16 protein-coding genes are annotated in these 19,936 nt (G+C 73.7%); 9 read left to right on the plus strand and 7 right to left on the minus strand.

Annotated features, from left to right (window positions below; translation table 11 throughout):
• Positions 1–26: 26 nt before the first annotated feature.
• Positions 27–941, minus strand: coding sequence for a hypothetical protein (locus WMF20_RS34820; RefSeq protein ID WP_437606125.1), 915 nt, complete (start codon positions 939–941; stop codon positions 27–29).
• A 513-nt stretch (positions 942–1,454) separates the two neighbouring features.
• On the opposite strand from WMF20_RS34820, the gene WMF20_RS34825 reads away from it, so the two are divergent.
• Together WMF20_RS34825 and WMF20_RS34830 are read left to right on the plus strand one after the other, a co-directional pair.
• Positions 1,455–2,072, plus strand: coding sequence for an RNA polymerase sigma factor (locus tag WMF20_RS34825; protein WP_129578376.1), 618 nt, complete (start codon positions 1,455–1,457; stop codon positions 2,070–2,072).
• 19 nt (positions 2,073–2,091) lie between these two features.
• Positions 2,092–3,069 carry a zf-HC2 domain-containing protein gene (locus WMF20_RS34830; protein ID WP_437606126.1) on the plus strand — a complete coding sequence of 326 codons (978 nt, stop codon included), beginning with the start codon at positions 2,092–2,094 and terminating at the stop codon, positions 3,067–3,069.
• Positions 3,070–3,096: 27 nt separating this feature from the next.
• Here the strand turns inward: WMF20_RS34830 and WMF20_RS34835 are convergent, their stop codons facing one another.
• Both WMF20_RS34835 and WMF20_RS34840 read right to left on the minus strand, forming a co-directional pair.
• Entirely contained in the window at positions 3,097–3,594 is a 498-nt protein-coding gene (locus tag WMF20_RS34835) for a TIGR02266 family protein (protein ID WP_437606127.1), read from the minus strand.
• Positions 3,595–3,723: 129 nt separating this feature from the next.
• A complete protein-coding gene (locus tag WMF20_RS34840; RefSeq protein ID WP_437606128.1) occupies positions 3,724–6,441 on the minus strand; it encodes a glycosyltransferase family 39 protein in 2,718 nt (905 codons plus the stop codon).
• 768 nt (positions 6,442–7,209) lie between these two features.
• Here WMF20_RS34840 and era point away from each other — a divergent pair.
• Positions 7,210–8,142, plus strand: a complete 933-nt coding sequence (gene era / locus WMF20_RS34845) for a GTPase Era (protein ID WP_207217584.1) — start codon at positions 7,210–7,212, stop codon at positions 8,140–8,142.
• Positions 8,139–9,905 (plus strand): ribosome biogenesis GTPase Der, encoded by a 1,767-nt coding sequence (gene der / locus WMF20_RS34850; protein WP_437606129.1) that lies wholly within the window; start codon positions 8,139–8,141, stop codon positions 9,903–9,905. Before era ends, der begins: the two co-directional genes overlap by 4 nt.
• A 486-nt stretch (positions 9,906–10,391) precedes the next feature.
• Here the strand turns inward: der and WMF20_RS34855 are convergent, their stop codons facing one another.
• Positions 10,392–11,618: an ArsA family ATPase gene (locus WMF20_RS34855; RefSeq protein ID WP_437606130.1), complete on the minus strand. Its 1,227-nt coding sequence runs from the start codon at positions 11,616–11,618 to the stop codon at positions 10,392–10,394.
• Positions 11,619–11,822: 204 nt separating this feature from the next.
• Positions 11,823–12,365 (minus strand): hypothetical protein, encoded by a 543-nt coding sequence (locus tag WMF20_RS34860; RefSeq protein ID WP_437606131.1) that lies wholly within the window; start codon positions 12,363–12,365, stop codon positions 11,823–11,825.
• Between the two features lie 71 nt (positions 12,366–12,436).
• Here WMF20_RS34860 and WMF20_RS34865 point away from each other — a divergent pair, with 71 nt between their 5' ends.
• Entirely contained in the window at positions 12,437–13,171 is a 735-nt protein-coding gene (locus WMF20_RS34865; protein WP_437606132.1) for a tyrosine-protein phosphatase, read from the plus strand.
• A gap of 51 nt (positions 13,172–13,222) precedes the next feature.
• Here the strand turns inward: WMF20_RS34865 and WMF20_RS34870 are convergent, their stop codons facing one another.
• The gene (locus tag WMF20_RS34870) at positions 13,223–14,587 is read right to left on the minus strand and encodes a serine/threonine-protein kinase (protein WP_437606133.1); all 1,365 of its coding nucleotides are present in this window, start codon (positions 14,585–14,587) and stop codon (positions 13,223–13,225) included.
• A gap of 363 nt (positions 14,588–14,950) precedes the next feature.
• On the opposite strand from WMF20_RS34870, the gene recA reads away from it, so the two are divergent.
• The 4 genes from recA to WMF20_RS34890 all read left to right on the plus strand — a co-directional run bounded on the left by recA (position 14,951) and on the right by WMF20_RS34890 (position 18,980).
• Entirely contained in the window at positions 14,951–16,129 is a 1,179-nt protein-coding gene (recA, locus tag WMF20_RS34875; protein WP_437606135.1) for a recombinase RecA, read from the plus strand.
• Positions 16,130–16,146: 17 nt separating this feature from the next.
• Complete coding sequence (sixA, locus tag WMF20_RS34880; RefSeq protein WP_129578385.1) at positions 16,147–16,650, plus strand: phosphohistidine phosphatase SixA; 504 nt, start codon at positions 16,147–16,149, stop codon at positions 16,648–16,650.
• 437 nt (positions 16,651–17,087) lie between these two features.
• Positions 17,088–17,828, plus strand: a complete 741-nt coding sequence (locus tag WMF20_RS34885; protein WP_237244367.1) for a hypothetical protein — start codon at positions 17,088–17,090, stop codon at positions 17,826–17,828.
• 180 nt (positions 17,829–18,008) lie between these two features.
• A complete protein-coding gene (locus WMF20_RS34890; RefSeq protein ID WP_437606136.1) occupies positions 18,009–18,980 on the plus strand; it encodes an HDIG domain-containing metalloprotein in 972 nt (323 codons plus the stop codon).
• Between the two features lie 213 nt (positions 18,981–19,193).
• Here WMF20_RS34890 and WMF20_RS34895 read toward each other — a convergent pair whose 3' ends face one another.
• Positions 19,194–19,928: a hypothetical protein gene (locus WMF20_RS34895; protein WP_437606137.1), complete on the minus strand. Its 735-nt coding sequence runs from the start codon at positions 19,926–19,928 to the stop codon at positions 19,194–19,196.
• Between the last annotated feature and the right edge of the window lie 8 nt (positions 19,929–19,936).

Raw genomic sequence — 19,936 nt, forward strand, 5'->3', positions numbered from 1 at the left:
GGCGACTTGTCCTAACGAGCTCGAACCTACTTGCCACCAGCGGCGGCGGCCGGCTGCCCGGAAGCGTCCGAGAGGCCGCTCACAATCTTCTCGACGAAACGGACCGCCGGGCGCTCTTCGAGCGGGGTCGTGACGCCCCCCTTCTCGAAGGCGACCGCCTGGAGGTTGATCGTCTTGCCCTCGACCGCCGTGAAGGAATGGCTGGAGCGCACCTCGAAGCGGTAGCCGCGCAGGTACGAGAACACCCCGTAGCCGTTGCCCTGCAGGTTCACGAGCACCTGGAGGGTGTGATCCCCCGGCGGGACCGAGCCGTTGAAGATCGGGATCTCGGTCTGCTCCGCCAGGGCGCCCGACTGATCGGTCTTGTTGTACTGGACGGCGCCATCCAGGACGATCAGCACGCGGGTCACGCGGAACGCGCTCGACAGCTCGTTGTTGAACCGGATCGAGGCGCGCGAGCCGGCGCCGCCGCCGGAGAGGATCGTGTCGCTGAGGAGCGAGAGCCGCGTATGGCTGCGGCGGATCTGCTCCTTGAGCTCGTCGATGCGCTGCTCCAGATCGCGCAGCCGCACCGCGTACGTCGGGCCATCCATCCCCGGGGCGGCGGCGCCCGCGGCCGGCGCCGCCGTCGCGCCGGGCGATGCGGCCGGCGCCGCCGTCGTGCCGGGCGATGCGGCCGCGCCCGCGGCCGGCGCCGCCGTCGCGCCGGGCGATGCGGCGGCGCCCGCGGCCGGCGCCGCCGTGGTGCCGGGCGATGCAGCCGCGGCGCCCGTCGCGGGGGCGGCCTGCGCTGCGTTCGCGGGCGCCGAGGCGGCCGGCGCCACCGAGGCGGCAGGAGCGGCGGCCTTGCCCGACGCGGCGCCCGGGCTCTGCGCGAAGGCCGGCACGGCCATCAAGAACGAGGCCCCCACCCCCACAGCCAGCATCCTGATAAGTCGCATCGAAAGGTAACCTCGTGGTTTTACCCTCGTCAGCAGAGGGGGGCGACCTCACGCCCGGTGCCGGCGAGTCTAGTGGCGGCGGGCTTCGGAGCGCAACGACCTGGGCGGCTTCCGCTCTCCCGGCGCAGCGCCCCGCCGCTGGCGGCGCGACGGCGGCGCGGACCATGCAAAAAAAGTGCAGAAACGTGCAGAGGAAAACGTGCTGCCGCCTTCCCACAGCGCGCGCCCGCGGCGTCCTCAGCTGGCCGACGGTGCGCTGCCACGAGGGCGCCGCGGGGCAGAACGCGGGCGCGCCTCCCGACGCCAGCGGCCCTCCCATCGACGCGGGCGAAGGGGGCTCGCTCGCTCGGGGGCGGATCCGCTAAGGTGCGCTTGTGTCAGGGGAAGGAGAGCGCCTCAGATCTTCGAGCCACGCCGCGCGTCCGATCCGACGTCGCGGTCGTCGCCACGAACACCCCGCCCATCGGGCCGCCGAAGGAGCGCCGCAGAGGCTCGGCCGCTCCGGGAGCTAGGATGGTCCCGATTTCTCGAGAGGAGGTCACCGACGAAGCCCTGATGATGCGTTTTCAGGGCGGCGACCGCGCGGCGTTTGCCGGGCTCGTCCGGCGGCACAAGACGCCCATCTACAACTTCATCCTGCGGCAGGTCCGCGGGCCTGCGGTCGCCGAGGATCTGGTGCAGGATGTGTTCGTGAAGATCGTGCAGAGCGCCTCCGACTTCAAGCACGAGGCGAGGTTCACCACGTGGGCCTACGCGATCGCGCGCAACGTCTGCATCGACCACCTGCGCAAGATGTCGCTCCGGCGCCACCCGTCGCTCGACCAGGGCTCCGGCGACGGCGACGGCCCCACGCTCGGCGAGCGGACCGCGGACCCGGCGCCCCAGGCCGCGGTGGACCGCGTCGCGATCGGGGCCGAGATGGGGCAGCTCATCGTCCGCGCCGTGGAGGGCCTCCCGCACGAGCAGCGGGAGGTCTTCCTGCTCCGGGAGATCGGGCACGTGCCCTTCAAGGACATCGCCCAGATCGTGGGGGTGCCCGAGAACACGGTGAAGAGCCGGATGCGCTACGCCTTGGAGCGGCTCCAGGAGGCCCTCTCGGAGTACGAGGATTACGCGAGGGCGCTGCGCTAGCGCGCCGGAAGAGCTGTCTATGGACTGCGAGAAGTTCGACCAGCACGTGATGGACGCGCTCTACGACGAGCTCGACGAGCTGACGCATGCGGCCATGAAGCGCCACATGGACAGCTGCGCCCGGTGCGCCTCGGCGTTCTCGGGGCTGCGCGCGGCCCGCGACGCCGGTCCGCTGCCGCTCGAGGAGCCGAGCGAGGAGCTCGAGGCGCGGATCCTCGAGGCGGTCGAGGTCGCGCAGAAGAAGACGCCGTTCCGGCGCAAGGCGCTCCGCGCGTTGGCCTGGGCCGGCAGCCACGCGATGCGGCCGCAGCTGGCGATGGCGGCGCTCTTCGTGCTCGTCATCGGCTCGAGCCTGCTGCTGCTGCGGCCGAAGACGGGCGTGGCCCCCGTGCGGGTCACCGAGTGGGGCCAGCCTGCGTCGGATCATCAGGAGCCGCCCAGCGCCCCCGCGCCGACCGCCCTGACCGCGCCGGCGGACGAGGGCGACGGCCGGCGCATGGCCGAGGCCAAGGCGAGCGAGCCGCCCAGGCCGACGGCGGAGGCGGCGAAGGAGAAGAGCGCGCGCGGGGCAGCGGCCCCCGAGGACGGCGCGAGGCAGGCGCTCCGGGACGCGCAGGCGCTGCAACGGACGTCGGGCTGCGCGGCCGCCGTCGGCAAGCTCGACGAGGTCGGCGCGCAGTACCCGGGCACGCCGGCCGCGCACGCGGCGATGTGGGAGGCCGCGCGGTGTTACCAGGCGGCCGGGGAGACGGGCAAGGCGCGGGAGCTGCTGCTCGCGCTCCGCTCCGCGAAGGGCTACGGCGACCGCGCCGAGCAGATGCTCGCGGGCCTCGAGGCGAACGCCGCGCGCTCGCAGGCGCAGAACGCGGTCCCGATGGCCGCCTCCCCCGCGCCGGCATCGGCGGCGCGGCCCGCCGCGAAGCCCGCGGCGCCGCCGCGCGCCGACGAGCAGGGGCCCGCGCAGGCGGCACCTCCCGACGCCGTGATGGGGCGCTGACGGCCGCGGGCGCGCGCCGGCGCCGCGTCAGTTCGATTTCACCGGCGCGTCGCGGATGTAGGCGATCGTCCTGATCGTGTCGACGATGCGCTCGCGATCGTCGGGCGTGAGATCGACGAAGCGGATCCCCATGCCCGGGTTCGGGTTGTCGTGGAGGGGGCGCACCTCGTTGACCCACTGCACCGTCCCCTCGAGCACGTACGAGCCCTCGGACCCCGGGGGCGAGAAGCGGAGCGTGAGCCGCGTGCCGATCGAGAGCGGCTGCGTCGTGCGGACGAAGATGCCCATCTCCGAGATGTTGGTGATGGAGGCGTAGAGGAACGTGTCATCCGTCTCGCAGTCCACGAGCCAGGTGACGTCGAGGCGCTCGGACGAGCGTCGGTTGAGCGAATCCGGGGGGAGCTCGCACTCGGCATCCTCGACGGCATGGCCGGCGTCCCCGTAAGCGCCGTTCTGCGCGGGGGTGGCCGACGAACCGCCAGGCGTGTCGGGCGGATGGTTCGAGTCACCACGGCCCCCGGTCATGTTTCTGCGACTAGCCGCTTTCCGCACGCGCGTCGAGGGCGCTCGACGACGAGGACCGCGCGTGGGTCGCCCGGCGCACAGGAGGACGCGCGCGCCGCGGCATGCGTCGGGAATCCCACAACCGGCGGCTCACCGCACGCGGATGACGCCGCCGCGGATGCGGTTCTCGTGTTCAGGTCCGCGGGTCACCTCGAAGCGCGTATCCCCGGCAAAGAAGCCGAAGTAGAGCGCGTAGTCGCCCGGGGTGAAGTTGGGCTCGAGCTTTAGCTCGTGGTCGTCGACGATGACGTCGCCCGGTTGCCACAGGCTCATCGGGTAGCGCCCCTCGATCACGGCGTGGTCGCCGTTGTAACGGCGCTGAAACCCATCGATGTGAACGAACATCTTCCAGTTGCCGGTGATCGGCCGGTGCACCCGGAAGAAGGTCCGCAGGTGGTAGATCTTCTGCGGGACCACGCTCGAGGCCTGCTGGCCCTCGTCGTCGGTCAGCTCCCAGCCGAGCACCTCCAGCTCATCGTCGAACATCGCGTCGAGCGGGTTCGCGGGAGCGACGGGCTCGTCGAGCACGACACGGCCGAGCCAGCTCTCGTTCGGCTGGCCGCCGAGCTCGTTCGACGCGAGGAGGATCTGGCTCGATCGGCCGTCGAGCACGGGCAGGTTGCGCCGGTGGTGCTTGCGGAAGAGGCTGTTCAACCTGGGCAGCTCGTCGGATTTGACGACGAGCCAGCGGCGAGCGCCGGGAGCGGCGGCGCTGTCGGCGGCGCCCTCCGCGGCGGGCGCGGTGAGCCAGGCGAACGCCTGCGGGGCGTCGTTGAACGACGCGACCTCGCCGCCCTGGTAGTAGGCCGCCGCGCGGCTCCGGACGCCGAGCATCGCGAGCGGCTCGCCGGGCTTGCGCAGCGACGCGTACGACTCGAAGACCTCCTTCGGGGAGAGCTGGGCCGCGAGCGCGGGGTAGTACCAGAAGCTCAGCGCGAAGCCGGCGACGAGGCCGGCGAGCGGCGTGCCGAGGGCGCGGGGCACGGAGGCGCGCGCGACGACGAAGCGGAACGCGTCGCGCACCGCGATGAGCACAACGGGCCCGACCGCGAGCAGCAAGGGCAGCGCCCACCACGCGTTCATCCCGTAGGTGGCGAGGTGGTTCGGCATCCGCGCGACGGTCCCCCATCCGATGCGCTTGCCGACGAAGATCATCGCGCCGACGCCGACGAGCGCCGCCTCGAGGACGATCAGCAGGAAGAGCAGGTTGCCGCCCCAGATGCGCGCGAGCTCCGCGGCGCCGGCGTGGACGTCGCGCTCGAGGCGGCGCGCCCACGCCTTGAGGCCGCGGTCGATCTCGCGGGGCTGCTCCTCGAACCAGGTGAGCGCCACGAGGCCCGCGAACGCGATCAGGACGAGGCGCATCACCGAGGCCGCCTCTTCCTCGAAGCTCTTCGGGAACACCGGCTTGTCGACGGAGAAGACGCTGAGGGCCCGGTCCGGCGAGAGGACGAGGTCGCGGTACAGGACGAAGGCGAGCACGGAGCAGCCGACGGCGAGCGCCCGCGAGGACGGGGCGCCGCGCTCGAGATCGCGGACGGCGAGCGCGGCGATCGCGGCGAGGAGCGCGGGGCCGCTGAACGGGAGCGCCCCGGCGTGCGGCGCGAGCAGCGCGAAGGCGCCGTAGGCGAGCGCCGACGTGACGACGAGGGCGATCCGGACGCCGGCCTCGCGATCGAGGCCCGCCGCGGCCCCTCGCGCCGCGGCCGGCGCGCGGAAGAGCCGGCCGACGGCGAACGGCAGGAAGGCGCTCCACGGAAAGAGCGCGTGCCCGAGCTGGCGCAGCGTGAGATCGAACGTGGACTCGACCGGCGGCTTCTTGAGGAGCGCGACGCCGAGGGCGCGCGGGAGCGGCGCGTCGGCGCTCGCGCTCGCGAGCACGAGGAGGCCCTTCGCCGCCGCGGCGACGCCGAGCAGGAGCGCGGCGCCGCCGACGAGATCGCCGAGCGTGGGCCGCGGGCGCTCCGGCGCGGGCCAGGCGCCGGACGTGCGCAGCACGATCCACGTCAGGCCGGCGCCGAGCGCGGGGACGGCGACCCCGATCAGCAGGCCGCGGCTGAGGTATCCGGCGGCGAGGCCGAGGAGCCCCACCGCGATCCACGCGGCCGGCGCGAGCAGGGCGCCGCGCTGCGCCCTTCGCCCGCCCTCGAGCAGGGCGCCGGTCAGCCCGCAGAACGCCATCGTGAGCGCGGCCATGGTGACGATGTCGCCGAGCATGGTGCGGGCCTGCATCACGTAGAGCGGCATCGTGACGAGCACGGCGACGCCGTACAGGCCGGCCTTGCGGTCGACGAGGCGGGCGAGGAACTCGTAGAGCACGAGCGCGCCGGCGAGCCCCCACAGCGCGAGCGGGAGGCGCCCGGCCCAGTCGTGCAGGCCGAGCAGCCGGAAGCCGAGCGCCATCGAGGTGAACCCGAGCTCGCCCATGCCGAGGTCGGTCAGGGTCGGCAGCTGCCCGGCGGGCTCGGCGAGATCCACGCCGGGCGCGGGCGGGGCGTGGAAGACGTGGAGGGCGATGCGGCGGGCGAGGTCGGCCCGGTCGAGCTCGTAGGGGTCCCAGATCCCGCTCTTGCCGAGGAGGGGCAGCAGCGCGAGGGCCGCGAGCGCGAGGGCCGCGAGCCGCGCGAGGCCGCCGCGCAAGTCGCCGTCGACCGCGCCCGCGCGGCCCGCGGCCGGTGCGCCGCCGGCCTCGGCCGAGCGGTCGTCGCGCGGCCTCCCCTCGTCATGGGACGGGGCTCCGGTCGCGTGCGGGTCGGGGGCGGCGGGCGGGGCTCCGCTTCGTGGATCCCCTCGGTGGGCGCTCGACATGCGAGGCATCCCCTTACCGCCTTCGCGCGCGCTTGACCACGGATCGTAGGGAAGCGTTTGTAGCCCCCCTGGGCGTCTGCTATCGCGCGCGGCGTGGTGAAAGGCCGTCCCCCGAGCGCGCCCCAGGGCGCGAGAACGCGCCCGCAGGCGCCGAAGCCCTCCCAGGCCGCCGCTGGCCCCCGTCCTGCCAGGAACGGTGGCCGCCGCGTCGGCCGCCCGGGAGCATCGTCCGGCGACGATCCCCGGACGGGCGACGCGGCGATCCCGCGAGCGCGCCCGCCCCGACGCGAAGACGAGGCGCCCCCCGACGACAGGTCGCGTCGCGCGAGCCATCGGGGCGGCGCCGAGCGCGCTGCCAGGCGAGGCGAGGCGGACCGGGGCGGCGCCGAGCGCGCTGCCAAGGCGGGGGGTGCGGAGCGGGGCGGCGCCGAGCGCGCTGCCAAGGCGGGGGGTGCGGAGCGGGGCGGCGCCGAGCGCGCTGGCAGGCGAGGCGCGGCGGACCGGGGCGGCGCCGAGCGCGCTGCCAAGGCAGGGGATGCGGAGCGGGGCGCCAGGAAGAACCGCGGCGCCGCGGCGCGCTCCTCCAGCGCAGCCCGCGGCCAGGCGGGGCGCGAGCCTCGCCCCGAGGGCGAAGCGAAGGGTCGACCGCTCCCGGAGCGCGCGGCGGGCGCGCTCGGCGGCGGGCAGCAGCAGCGAAGGAAGCGCGCCGAGCCGAGGCGTAGCGAGGAGGCCGACGCGTCTCTCGATCTGCCGCGGCGATCCGGGCGCGTGGCCCTGGTGGGGCGGCCGAACGTGGGGAAGTCGACGCTGCTCAACGCGGCGCTCGGCCACCCGCTCGCGATCGTCTCGCCGACGCCGCAGACGACGCGCGACGCGATCCTCGGGGTCGTGCACCACGGCCCGGCGGAGATCGCGCTGCTCGACACGCCCGGGCTGCACCGGCCGCGCACCGAGCTCGGGCGCGTGATGAACCAGGCGGCGCGCGAGGCGGCGCGGAGCGCCGACGTCATCGTCTTCGTGACCGAAGCCCCGGATCCTGCGCGCCTCCCGCGGCGCGCGACGGAAGGCGAGGACGGCCCGCCGTTCGCGCCGCACCCGGGCGACCTCACGCTGCTCGCGGACCTCGGGAGCGAGTCGCCGGTGGTGTTCGTCCTCAACAAGGTCGACCGGGTGCGGGACAAGGCGCGGCTCTTGCCGCTCCTCGACGCGTTCGCGAAGATCCGGGAGTTCGCGGCGATCGTCCCCATCTCGGCGCTGCGCGAGGACGGCGTCCAGCGCGTGCTGGACGAGGTGGCGAAGCTGTGCCCCGAGCGGGCCTGGGGCTTCGCGCCCGATGAGCTCACCGACAGGCCCACGCGCTTCTTCGCCGCCGAGTACGTGCGCGAGCAGATCCTCCGCGCGACGAAGGCCGAGGTGCCGCACGCCAGCGCCGTGCAGATCGAGCGCTACGTCGAGCCGACGGGCGACGGCGCGCTGCACATCGACGCGACGATCCACGTGGAGCGGCCCGGGCAGAAGAAGATCTTGATCGGCGCCGGCGCGGAGCAGCTCAAGCGGATCGGCACGGAGGCCCGGCTCCGGATCGAGGAGCTCGTCGGCCGGCAGGTGAACCTCAAGCTCTGGGTGCGGGTGACGCCGGAGTGGCGCGAGTCGCTCCAGAGGCTGGAAGAGCTCGGTTACAACAAGGGAGAGACCTCGTGAGCGCGGCGAAACCAGCTCTTTCCAAGGGGACCAGGCGCGGCCAGGCCGCCGCCGCCGGCGGTGGCCGGGCGACGAAGACGGGCGATCGCCCCGAGAAGAGGGGCGGCGTCGCTCCCAGGAAGGGCGCTGCCGCCTCCGGCAAGAGCGCGGTCGCCTCCAGAAAGAGCGCGCCCGGCAAGGCCGCTGCGGCGCCCGGCAAGGCCGCCGCGCCCCGCAAGGCCGCTGCCGTGCCCCGCAAGGCCGCTGCCGCATCCGGCAAGGCCGCAGCGGGCGCGAAGAAGGGCAGCGGCTCGGGGCTGAGCAAGGGGCGCAATGCCTTCGAGCAGAGCAGCCACGATCCGACGGAGGACAGGGACGAGCTCGCGGCGGAGCTCGCCGACGAGGCCCTCGCGGCCGCCGAGGACGCCGCGGCCGGCGCGCCTGCCCCGCCGCCCTCGGCCGGGATCGTGGCGCTGGTCGGGCGGCCCAACACCGGCAAGAGCACGCTGTTCAACCGGCTGGTCGGCAAGCGCGTCGCGATCGTGCACGACGAGCCCGGGGTGACCCGCGATCGCCACTACGGCGACGTCACCTCGCGGGGACGGCGCTTCACGCTCGTCGACACGGGCGGGTTCGACCCCGAGAGCGACGACCCCATGCGGCAGGGGATCAAGCGGCAGATCGATCTCGCCATCGCCGAGGCCGACGTGATCGTGTGCGTGCTCGACGCCGTGACGCCGGTCACGCCGTCCGAGCACGCCGAGCTCGGCCTCCTGCGCCGCGCGGGCAAGCCCGTGATCTACGTCGCCAACAAGGCGGACTCGCCGCGCGCCGAGGCCGAGGCGGCGGAGCTGTACCGCCTCGGGATGGATCGGCTCATCCCGATCAGCGCCCTCCACGGCCGCGGCATCTCGGATCTGGAGATGGCCATCGAGGCCGCGCTCCCCAAGGAGCCCGCGGCGCCCGAGGAGTCGGCCGAGGGGGCGCTCCGCATCGCCATCGTCGGGCGCCCGAACGCGGGGAAGTCGTCGCTCGTCAACCGCGTCGCGGGCGAGGAGCGGATGCTCGTCGACGCGCAGCCGGGTACGACGCGCGATCCGATCGACACCCTGGCCGAGCGCGACGGCAAGCGGTTCCTGCTCATCGACACGGCCGGCATCCGGCGCAAGTCGAAGGTGACGAAGGAGGACAGCGCCGTCGAGGCGGTCAGCGTGATGCACGCGATCCGCGCGATGGAGCGGGCCGAGGTCGTGCTCCTGCTCTGCGACGCCGCCGAGGGCGTGGCCGAGCAGGACGCGAAGATCCTCGGCCTCGCGGTCGACCGGGGGTGCGGCATCGTGATCGGCCTGAACAAGATCGATCTCCTCGACCGGAAGGCGCTCGCGAAGGCGGAGCAGGACGCCCGCGACAAGCTCGCGTTCGTGCCGTGGGCGCCGATCGTGCACGTGAGCGCGCGCAGCGGGCGCGGCGTGGCGAAGCTCCTCGAGACGGTGGGCCAGGTGGCCGACGCCTACCGGAAGCGCGTGCCCACCGGGGAGCTCAACCGCTTCTTCGAGCAGATCCTCCTCACGCACCCGCCTCCCACGCACGGCGGGCGCGCGCCCCGGCTGTTCTTCGTCACGCAGGCCGAGACGTCGCCGCCGCTGTTCGTCGTCGTCGCGAGCGACCCCGAGAAGCTCCACTTCAGCTACCGGCGCTACGTGTCGAACCAGCTCCGGCAGGCGTTCGGTCTCGAGGGCGTGCCGGTCCGGGTGAAGTACAAGGAGCGCCGCCGGCGGGGGTAGGCCGCCCCGCGCGCCCGGGCGGCCGGACAGCGGTCCCGCACCGCTCTGCCGCGGGAGCGGTGCCCGCCGGCCGATCCGGGACGTCGACCAGCAGACCTGGGGTGCGCACCAGCAGCCCCCCGGGCGCTTGCCAGCAGACCCGGCTCGCGTGCCGGCGGTCCCAGGTCGCTTGCCAGCACCTGCTGGTACGGCTCCTCGAGCCTGCTGGTACGGCTCCCCGGAGCTGCTGGTATGGCTCCTCGAGCCTGCTGGTATGGCTCCCCGGAGCTGCTGGTATGGCTCCTCGAGCCTGCTGGTATGGCTCCTCGAACCTGCTGGTATGGCTCCTCGAGCCTGCTGGTATGGCTCCTCGAGCCTGCTGGTACGGCTCCCCGGACCTGCTGGTACGGCTCCTCGAGCCTGCTGACCCGATTCCTCGCCGCTCCACCCGCCGCTGGCCGCGCCCCCGCCCCGGCGGACCGCGGCCTGCCCGTGCTGGCGCAGCCGTCAGCCCGCCGCCCCGGGCAGCGGCGCCAGCACGTCGGCGATCCTCGCGAGGCCGGCCACGTCGTAGATGTCGTACGGGAACGCCGGCACGTCGACGCGGACGCTGCCGCCGGTCTGCTCGTCTTCCAGCGCCGCCTCGAGGGCGATCAGGTTCAGCTGATCGAGCTTGCCCATGCGGGTCTCGTCCTCGGCGGCCTGCAGCAGGCGCGCCGCCGCGCCGGGGCCGAGCGCGAGGCCGCTGCCGTCGAGCGCGGCGGCGACCTCGGCGGCGCCGGGGAGGGCGCCGTACACCGGGTGGACGCGGTTCACGACGAACGCGTCGCGCCGCATGTCCTGCTCGCGCAGGCGATCGGCGAAGAACAGCACCTCGCGCACGCAGAGCGGATCGGGCGTCGTGACGAGCACGTAGGCCACGTCGGGGCCGCGCAGCGCCGACGCCACCGCGTCCGCCCGCTGCTTCCAGCCGCCGAAGACCGCGTTCATCTCGCTGATGAACGCCGCGATCTGCTCGAGGAAGCCGCTGCCGGTCAGCTTGCCGATGCCGCGCAGCACCGCCGCGGTCGACCGCGCCAGCAGGTTGAGCGACAGCTTGCCGGAGCTCTGGAACGCCTGCACGAACCAGCGCGTCGCCGCGCTGTCGATGGCGCCGACGAGCCGCTCGGGCGCGTCGAGGAAATCCAGCGCGTTCGCCGTGGGCGGCGTGTCGAGCAGGACGAGGTCGTAGCTCGGGTCGCTCCTCACGGCGTAGAGCTTCTCCATCGCCATGTACTCCTGCGTGCCCGCGAGCGACGTGGAGATGTACTTGTAAAGGACGTTGCCGAGGATCCGGTCGCGCTGCTCGGGCGACGGGGCGAGCGAGGCGACGAGGCCGTCGAACGTCGACTTCGTGTCGAGCATCATCACCGTCATCGAGCCGGGCACGTCGATGCCCGCCCTGGCGAACCGGGCCGGCTCGATCGTCTGCGCCTCGGTCTTCATCTCCTCGAGCCCGAGGCTCTGGGAGAGGCGGCGCGCCGGGTCGATCGTCAGGCACAGCACGCGCTTGCCCCGGCGGGCCGCGGCGAGGCCGAGCGCCGCGGTGGTGGTCGTCTTGCCGACGCCGCCGCAGCCGACGCAGAGGATCACCCTGCGGGAGGCGAGCAGCGAGGCCAGGCCGGCGTCGTCCGCCCGGAGGGGTGCGTGGGCGGCGGGCGGGGTGTTTCGAGGGGGTGCGAGCGGGCCGGGCATGGCGCGCGACCTGAGGTCGCGGCCCCTTGTAGCACGAACCGGGGGCGCGAGCGCTCGTCCGGCTGCGCGGCGAGCGCTCCGGCTGCGGCCGGACGGTCGCTCGACCCGCGGTGCCCGCGATGGACGAGCGCTCGACCCGCGGCCCGACGAGCGCTCAGCCCACGGTGGATGAACGATGCGCTCGGCCCGCGGTGAACGCAGCGCTCAGGCCGCGGCGCGGAGGATGCGCAGGCACCCGGCGGCGGCCCGGGCGATGGAGGCGCCGCGCTCCGCCGTGCCGCCGCGGCCGCAGAGCAGCACCTCCCCGCCCGCCACGGCGAGGCTCTGCACCTCGACCTCCGCGGTGAGCGCGGCGATGCGCGAGCCGACCGCGGCGCTCTGGACGGCGTCCGGGTTGGCGAGGAGCGGGGCGTAGGCGGCGAGCTCCTCGCACGCGGGCCACGCGCCCGCCCCGGCGACCAGGCAGCCGCTGTCGTCCACGAGGACCACGACGTCCAGGTTCGCCTCCGAGCGCGTCGTCGAGAGCTGATAGTGCAGCGCGGTGATCGGGTCGTCGCTGCGGCGGCGCCGCCGCTCGGAGGCGGGAGCCCCCTCCCCGGCGGCCGCCGCGTCCCCCTCGGCCGAGAGCGCGCCTCGGCCTTCGGGCCGCTCCGCGCGGCTCCCCTGCTGGTCGCCGCGCTGGCCCCCTGCACCGCCATTCGACCCGGGCTCCGGCACAAGCTGCTGGTTCGATAACGAGAGCGACACGAACACCTCCTCCACGCGAAGGATGGTCGCAGCGCACGAGGGCGGCCAACTTTGCTAAGTTCGAGCGCACGATGCGCGGCTTCATCGATCTCCACTGCCACTGGGTCGCCGGCATCGACGACGGCGCCCGCACCGTCGAGGAGAGCTTCGCCCTCCTCACCGCGCTCCGCGGCGCCGGGTTCGACACCGTGGTGGCCACGCCGCACATGCGCCCCGGGATGTTCGACAACACCCGGCAGAGCCTCCGCGCCGCCTACGACGCGACGTGCGCCGCGCTGCGCCGCGCCGACGACGCGCGCGGCCTGCCCGCGCTCGACCTCTCGTCGGAGCACTTCTTCGATGACGTCGTCTTCCAGCGCCTCCTCGACGGCAGCGCCCTCCCCTACCCCGGCGGCCGCGCGGCGCTCGTCGAGCTCCCGACCCGGAGCTTCCCCGTCCGCGTCGCCGAGCGGCTCTTCGACCTCAGCCGCCGCAAGCTCCGCCCCGTCATCGCCCACCCGGAGCGCTACGAGCCCGTCTTCGACGACTGCTCCTCGCTGGATCCGCTCCTCGACGCCGGCGCCGTCCTCCTCCTCGACGTCGCGGCCCTCACCGGCAAGTACGGGCGCACCCCCCGCCGCGCCGCGGAGCAGCTGCTCGAGGAGGGCTACTACTACGCCGCGTGCAGCGACGCCCACGCCGAAAGGGACGTCGCCGACGTCCGCGGCGGCATCGACGCCCTCTTCGCCAGGGTCGGCGAGGAGGAAGCGACCTTCATGCTCATCGACGGCCCGCGCGCGATCCTCGAGGGCACCGTCGACCCCTGACGCGCGCGGCCCCGCTCCCTCGACGGCGCGGGACCTCGCGCCGGCGCCGGCTCATCTCCGGTGCGGCGTGCTCGCCGCGCCTCGGCGGCGCGGGGGCGCGCCGAGGCTGCTCGCGGCGCTGTCCGCGCGCGGCCCGGCCGGCGCGGCGAACGAGGCCGGCGGGAGCGGGCTGTCCCTCACCGCCGTGGTCCCGGCGAGCGCGACCCCGAGGACCGCGGCCCCGAACGCCCACGCCGCCTGCGCCCACCGCCGCCAGGCGGGCAGCGGCTCCGCCTCGTCGGCCGCGCCGTCCCCCGGATCGAGCGACTCGAGCGCGGCGCGCAGCTGCTGCGTGCGGAGGTGGGACGCGTTCCCGAGCACCTGCCCGATCCAGGCGGCGACCAGCGCGTCGTTGCCCGGGTGCGCGGCGCCCGGCACCGCCTCCTCGAGCGCGCGCATCAGCTGCGCGGCCGTCGCCGTGCGCGCGGTGGGCGACTTGGCGAGCGCCTCGGAGACGAGGCGATCGAGCGCGGGCGGGATCGGCTCGGGCGGCGGCGCCGCGCTCAGCCGCTCGGCGAACCCGCGGCGGGACGGGACGGCGCGCGACGACAGCGGCGCGGCGGGCCGCTCGCTCGCGATGTGGGTCATCGTGCTCTCGCTGTCGTCGGCCTGGAAGGGGTGCGCGCCCGAGAGGAGCTCGTAGAGCAGCACCCCCACCCCGAAGAGATCGGCCCGCCGGTCGCACGGCTGCCCCCGGATGTGCTCCGGCGCCATGTACGGCGCGCTGCTCCTGAACAGGAGCGCGCCCCCCTCGCCGCCCGCCGCCGCGGCGAAGGCGCGCCCGCCGTCGCCCCGGAGCGAAGGCCGGCGCTCCGACAGCCGCTCCTCCTCGAACCTCGCGATGCCGAAATCGACCAGGCGGACGAGCCCCTCGGACGTGATGAGGACGTTGTCGGGCGAGACGTCGTAGTGGAGGAGCTCCCGGGGGTTTCCGACCTCGTCCCGGAGCTCGTGCGCCACGTCGAGCGCCGCGCAGATCTGGTACGCCAGCCGGGCCGCGGCGAGCACCGGCGCCGGGCGCCGGCGCGCGGCGCGCAGCACCGCCGAGAGGGGCTCGCCGCTGACCCATTCCATGACATAGAAGAGGGTGCCGCCCTCCTCGCCGAGATCCACGACGGGCACCACGTTCGGGTGCCGGATGCGCGCCGCGAGCGCGGCTTCCTCGAGGAACATCCGCACGGCGTCGGGGTCGGGCGAGAGCTCGGGGTGAAGCACCTTGATGGCAAAGAGCTTCTGAAACCCGTGCTCGCGCCTGAGCCGACCCGCCCAGACCTCCCCCGTCTCGCCTGCGGCCACCCGCAGGACGAACTCGTACCGGCCCAGGGAAAACCCCGGGAAAAAGCGGCCCCCGCCCCCCACGTGGAAGGTGTGGCCCACACATGAAGAGTCCGCCAGCGTTCCCGGTGTGCGACGATCACGATTGTTGCCCGGGTTGTGAGACTCCACGGCAGCCGGGAAACGGCCCTTCCGACCGCGACGTCCTCGCCCCGTCCGGCGTCGGTCCGACCGGGCGCGAGGCTGTCGCGGCGCCCGGCGCGGCGGCCGCGCGCGACGGCCGTCCGGCCCGGCCCGGCCGGGCCGGCGCGCGGACGTTTTCGGTCCTATCCGGGGTGCGGGGGTCTTGCTTCCTGAACAACCGGACAGTAAAGCTGCCGGAAACTGTTGCCCCGCACGTCGGGGATCCGGCAGCGTGATCCCCTTCGGTCTCCCCTCCCTTCGGCCCCCCGCCCCGAGGTACGCATGAGCGACGAGAAGAACACCAAGCAGAAGTCTGCCGCCCTGGAGCTCGCGATCGCGAGCGTCGAGAAGGAGTACGGCAAAGGGGCGATCATGCGCCTCAAGGACGGGCAGACGCTGCACGACGAGGTCGCGGCCGTGCCGAGCGGCTCGCTCGGCCTGGACATCGCCCTCGGCATCGGCGGCTACCCGCGCGGCCGCATCGTCGAGATCTACGGGCCGGAGTCGAGCGGCAAGACGACCCTCACCCTCCACGCCATCGCGGCCATCCAGCGGGCGGGCGGGACGGCGGCGTTCATCGACGCCGAGCACGCCCTCGACGTGAACTACGCCAAGAAGCTCGGCGTGAAGACCGACGAGCTGCTCATCTCGCAGCCCGACTACGGCGAGCAGGCGCTCGAGATCGCCGACATGCTGGTCCGCTCGAACGCCGTCGACATCATCGTCGTCGACTCCGTCGCCGCGCTCGTCCCCAAGGCGGAGATCGAGGGCGACATGGGCGACAGCCACGTCGGCCTCCAGGCCCGGCTGATGAGCCAGGCGCTCCGCAAGCTGACCGGGACGACCTCCCGCTCGCAGTGCCTGCTGATGTTCATCAACCAGATCCGCATGAAGATCGGCGTCATGTTCGGCAGCCCCGAGACGACGAGCGGCGGCAACGCCCTCAAGTTCTACGCCTCGGTCCGGCTCGACATCCGCCGCATCGGCGCCATCAAGGAGGCGGCCGCGGGCGGCAAGGAGCCGGCGGTCGTGGGCAACCGGACCCGCGTCAAGGTCGTGAAGAACAAGATGGCGCCCCCCTTCCGCGAGGTGGAGTTCGACATCCTCTACGGCCAGGGCATCAGCCACAGCGGCGACGTCATCGACCTCGCGACCGAGGCGAGCATCATCGAGAAGAGCGGCTCCTGGTTCTCGTTCCAGGGCGAGCGCATCGGCCAGGGCCGGGAGAACGCCCGCTCCTATCTCGAGCAGCACCCGGCGGCGCTCGAGAAGATCGAGTCGATGGTCCTCGCGAAGCACGGCATCTCCCGCGCCGGCGCGGGCGCCGCGGCGAACGGCGCCGCGGCCGCCGGCCCGAAGGGCGGAGCGGCCGCGGCCGAGCCCCCCGCGCAGGCGAAGGGTCGCGGCGAAGCGGGCCCGTCCGGCCAGGACGCCCGGCGCGCCCCGGGCAAGACGAACTGACGCGGGCCGCGACCGCCATGCACCTCTACGTGATGCGGCACGGCCCGGCGGAGGACCGAGCGGCGAGCGGACGGGACGCGGACCGGAGGCTCACCCCCGAGGGCCGCGACCGCGTCGAGCGGGTCGCGATCGAGCTCCACCGCATCCGGGGCGGCGCGCCGCTCTCGCGGGTGCTCGCGAGCCCCCTGGCGCGCGCCCGCGAGACCGCCGAGATCGCGGCGCCCCGCTGCGGCGCGCCGGAGGTCGAGGTCCGGGACGAGCTCTCGGTCGACGCCGATCTCCCGCTCGCGCTCGTCGCCGCGCTCGCCCGAGGCGGGGCCGACGCGCTCCTGGTCGGGCACCAGCCGAACGTGGAGCACCTCGTCCGGACGCTCATCGACGCGTCCGGCCGGGGCGCGCCCGGTCTGGCCCTCCCCGGCTTCACCACGGCCCTGATCGTCGCCCTCGAGCCCGACCCGGCGCCGCACGCGCAGCACCGCTGGCGCGTGGCGCGGATCCTCGACCCGCGCGCGCTCGCCTAGCGAGGACGCGCCGTGCGCGTGCCGGGTCATCGCGATGGAGCGGGAGCAGACGCACGCGTCCGAGGCGGAAGGCGGCGCGGCCCGAGCCGGGTCGACCGGAGCGGCCCCGCGGCGCGCCGCGGCGGCCCAGGCAAGTCCATGAATTTGCTGTGGAAATCCCGATTGTGGGCGAGCGGCGGCCGGGGCGCCTGCCGTACCCCCGCAGGCGGTGCCGGCCCCCTGCTTACGTAATCACAAATCCGAATGATTTCGATGATTTCGGCCGCTCGCTTGACAAGGATCCCACCCGAGAATACGCCCAAATAAGGAGGATTGAGATGGCGGGACAGATGGTCTTCCCCTTCGCTCAACCCCCTCCAGGCCGTCTGTCGCGCAGCGGTGGGAAGGGTGCAGCACCCTCTTCCTTGTGGCCGCGCGTCTCTCGGGCCGTCGTCCGGGTGCCGGACCCCCGCCACCATCCGATCGACATCGACCTGCCGTCGGGCCAGCCGCAGATCTACGTGCACGAGGGGGCGCGCCAGGCGCTCGTCCGGCGCCTGGAGCTGGCCCAGAAGCGGCCGGTGCTCCTCTCGGTGACCGACAACTACCGGCAGATGATCTCCTCGTCGCTGCGGGAGGGGATCCTGCAGGCGCGCGTCCATCACATGTTCCTGGATGCGCCGGCGGTCGTTCAGGATGCGCTCGTCCGGTACGTGGTGAACCAGGACCGGGCCGCGTCGCTCCTCGTCGGCCAGTACATCGACGAGAACGGTCATCGCATCCGGGCGAGCCGGCCGGTGAGCACGCCGCTCTCGACGCAGGGGCGGACGCACGATCTGCTGACCCTGTTCCAGAAGGTGAACCACACGTACTTCGGCGGCGTGGTCGACGCGCTGATCACCTGGGGCAAGCGGACCAAGGCGCGGAAGCCGCGGCGCACCATCAAGCTCGGGAGCTACTCGGCGGTGGAGCGGCTGATCCGCATCCACCCGGTGCTCGACCGGCCCTGGGTCCCCCGCTACTTCATCTCCTACGTCATCTACCACGAGATGCTCCACCACGTGATGCCCGCGAGCCACGGCAACGGGCGCCGGATGCTCCATCCGCCCCAGTTCCTCGCCCGCGAGCGGCTCTTCCGCGACTACGAGCGCTCCCTCGCGTGGGAGCGGGACCACGTGGGCAGGCTCCTCCGCACCTGACGCGCCGTCTCCGGCGGACCTGCGCGCTCCGACGCGACGCGCGACGCGCGACGAACCGGCGCCGAGCGACGAACCATTGCGCGGAGTACCGGCTGGCTCTAAACCGGCGGACCCCCGTGCGGGCCGCGCGACCGGCGCGCCCCGGGCGATCCCGTAACCTCGAAAGTGTGGAAGGACAGCGTGCAGGAGATTCTCACCCAGGAAGCGAGCCCGAAGCGGGCCATGGAGGCGCTCGAGTGGGCCGTTCAGCGAGCAGAGAGGGCCGAGCCCGCGCAGCCCGAGGCGGCCGCCGAGCCACGCCCCTCGACCAGGGTGATCTCGGGGCGCCCCGCCGACTTCAAGGCGGCGGCGGCGATCTACCTGCCCGACGTCCGCAAGCTGCTCGACCGGATCATGATGAGCGACGACGCCGAGGCCGGGCTCGACGCCCTGCTCGAGTCGGGCGCCCTGGCGACGATGCTGCCCGAGGTCGAGGCGATGGTGGGGTTCGGCGACGGCGAGTGGCGCCACAAGGACGTGTGGAAGCACACGAAGCAGGTGGTGCGTCAGGCGGTGCCGAGGCTCGAGGTCCGCTGGGCGGCGCTGCTCCATGACATCGGCAAGACGAGGACGCGGACCATCTCGCCGACGGGGGAGGTCCATTTCTTCGGTCACGCCGAGGTCGGCGCGCGCATGTTCGACAAGATCGACCGGCGGCTGCCGCTGTTCTCGAAGGAAGAATCGCTGAAGGGCAGCATCCGCTTCCTGATCCTGCACCACCTGCGGGCGAGCCAGTACGACGCGTCGTGGACCGACAGCGCGGTGCGGCGCTTCGCGAAGGAGATGGGCGGCTGCCTGAACGATGTGCTCGACCTGTCGCGGGCGGACATCACGACGAAGCGGCCCGAGAAGAAGCGGAAGGGGCTGAAGCAGATCAACGACCTGGCCGAGCGGGTGCTGCAGGTCCAGGCCGAGGACGCGGTGGTGCCGCCGCTGCCGAGCGGCATCGGCGACGCCATCATGCAGGCGTTCGGGCTGCCGCCGTCGCGTCGGGTGGGCGAGATCAAGCGGGCGCTGGAGCAGGCGGTCGACGCGGGCGAGGTGACGTCGCACCAGGAGGCCGACGTGTACATCGCGTTCCTCCGGGAGAACGCGGCGCGCTTCGGGCTCTGAGGGTCGGCGGCGCGCGGGGGCGGAGTGCCGAGCCGCCCGGCCCGAGGCGACCTGGCGCGCTCCCCGGACCGAACCACCGACGCGCTCACTGAGCGGCGGTCGCCCGCACAGGAGACGGGTCCAGATCGGCGTTTTCGGCGCGGAGGCGCACTTCAGTGCGCTGAGCACCGAAAACGCCGAGATGGGCCCGTATCCGCAGCGGGCGACCGCCGCTCAACGCAGTGGGGCTTCGCAGGTCGTGCAGCGGGGGGGGACGCCGTCCTTGTGGTAGAGCTCGCCGCAGCGGCCGCAGAGGCGGGCGTCGGCCTCGAAGGCGATGAGCTTGTCCGTGGCCTTGCAGTGAAGGCCGGCGACCTGGGGCGGCTCCAGCGGGCGCGCCTCGCCGGCAGCGTCGTCGGGAGCAGGCAGGGCGTCCTCCTTGATGTCGGCGACGCGGCCGGGGATGCGCTTCCTCGCCTCCGCAAGGACGCGAGAGGCCGCAGGGAGATGCGCGCGCAGCGGGATGGCGATCACGGTGCCGCCACCCTGGACCGTGAGCGCCGACTCCGTCAGCAACAGGCCGGTGACCTCGTTCCAGCCGATGCGCTCGATCTCGCCAGGGCCGTTCTCGAGCGCCACGCCGGCGTCGCCGACGCGGACGGGCTTCATCGACCACTGACCGAACAGGCCCGCCGCGGCGCCGAGGAGGAGCGCACCGACGAGCAGGTACGGGGCAGCAGGGTGCGCGCCCGCCTCCTCGCCCCGAAACCACTGGCCGTAAACGCCCGCGCCGGCGAGGAGCGCCGCGACGGACATGCCGAGCAAGGTGAGGGCGAGCTCGAGCGACGCCTTGGGCTCGAAACGACGCTCGCTCCGCGGATCGGTGCGCTGCCGCAGCAGCACCTCGTCCCCCTGCCCCGTGGACCCCGAGCCCTTGCGCTTGCGCTTCACCGGTCTGTCGGCTGCCATCGGCGGCT

This window comes from Sorangium sp. So ce834 (assembly GCF_051521425.1).
In the GTDB taxonomy this organism is placed as follows: domain Bacteria; phylum Myxococcota_A; class Polyangia; order Polyangiales; family Polyangiaceae; genus Sorangium; species Sorangium cellulosum_D.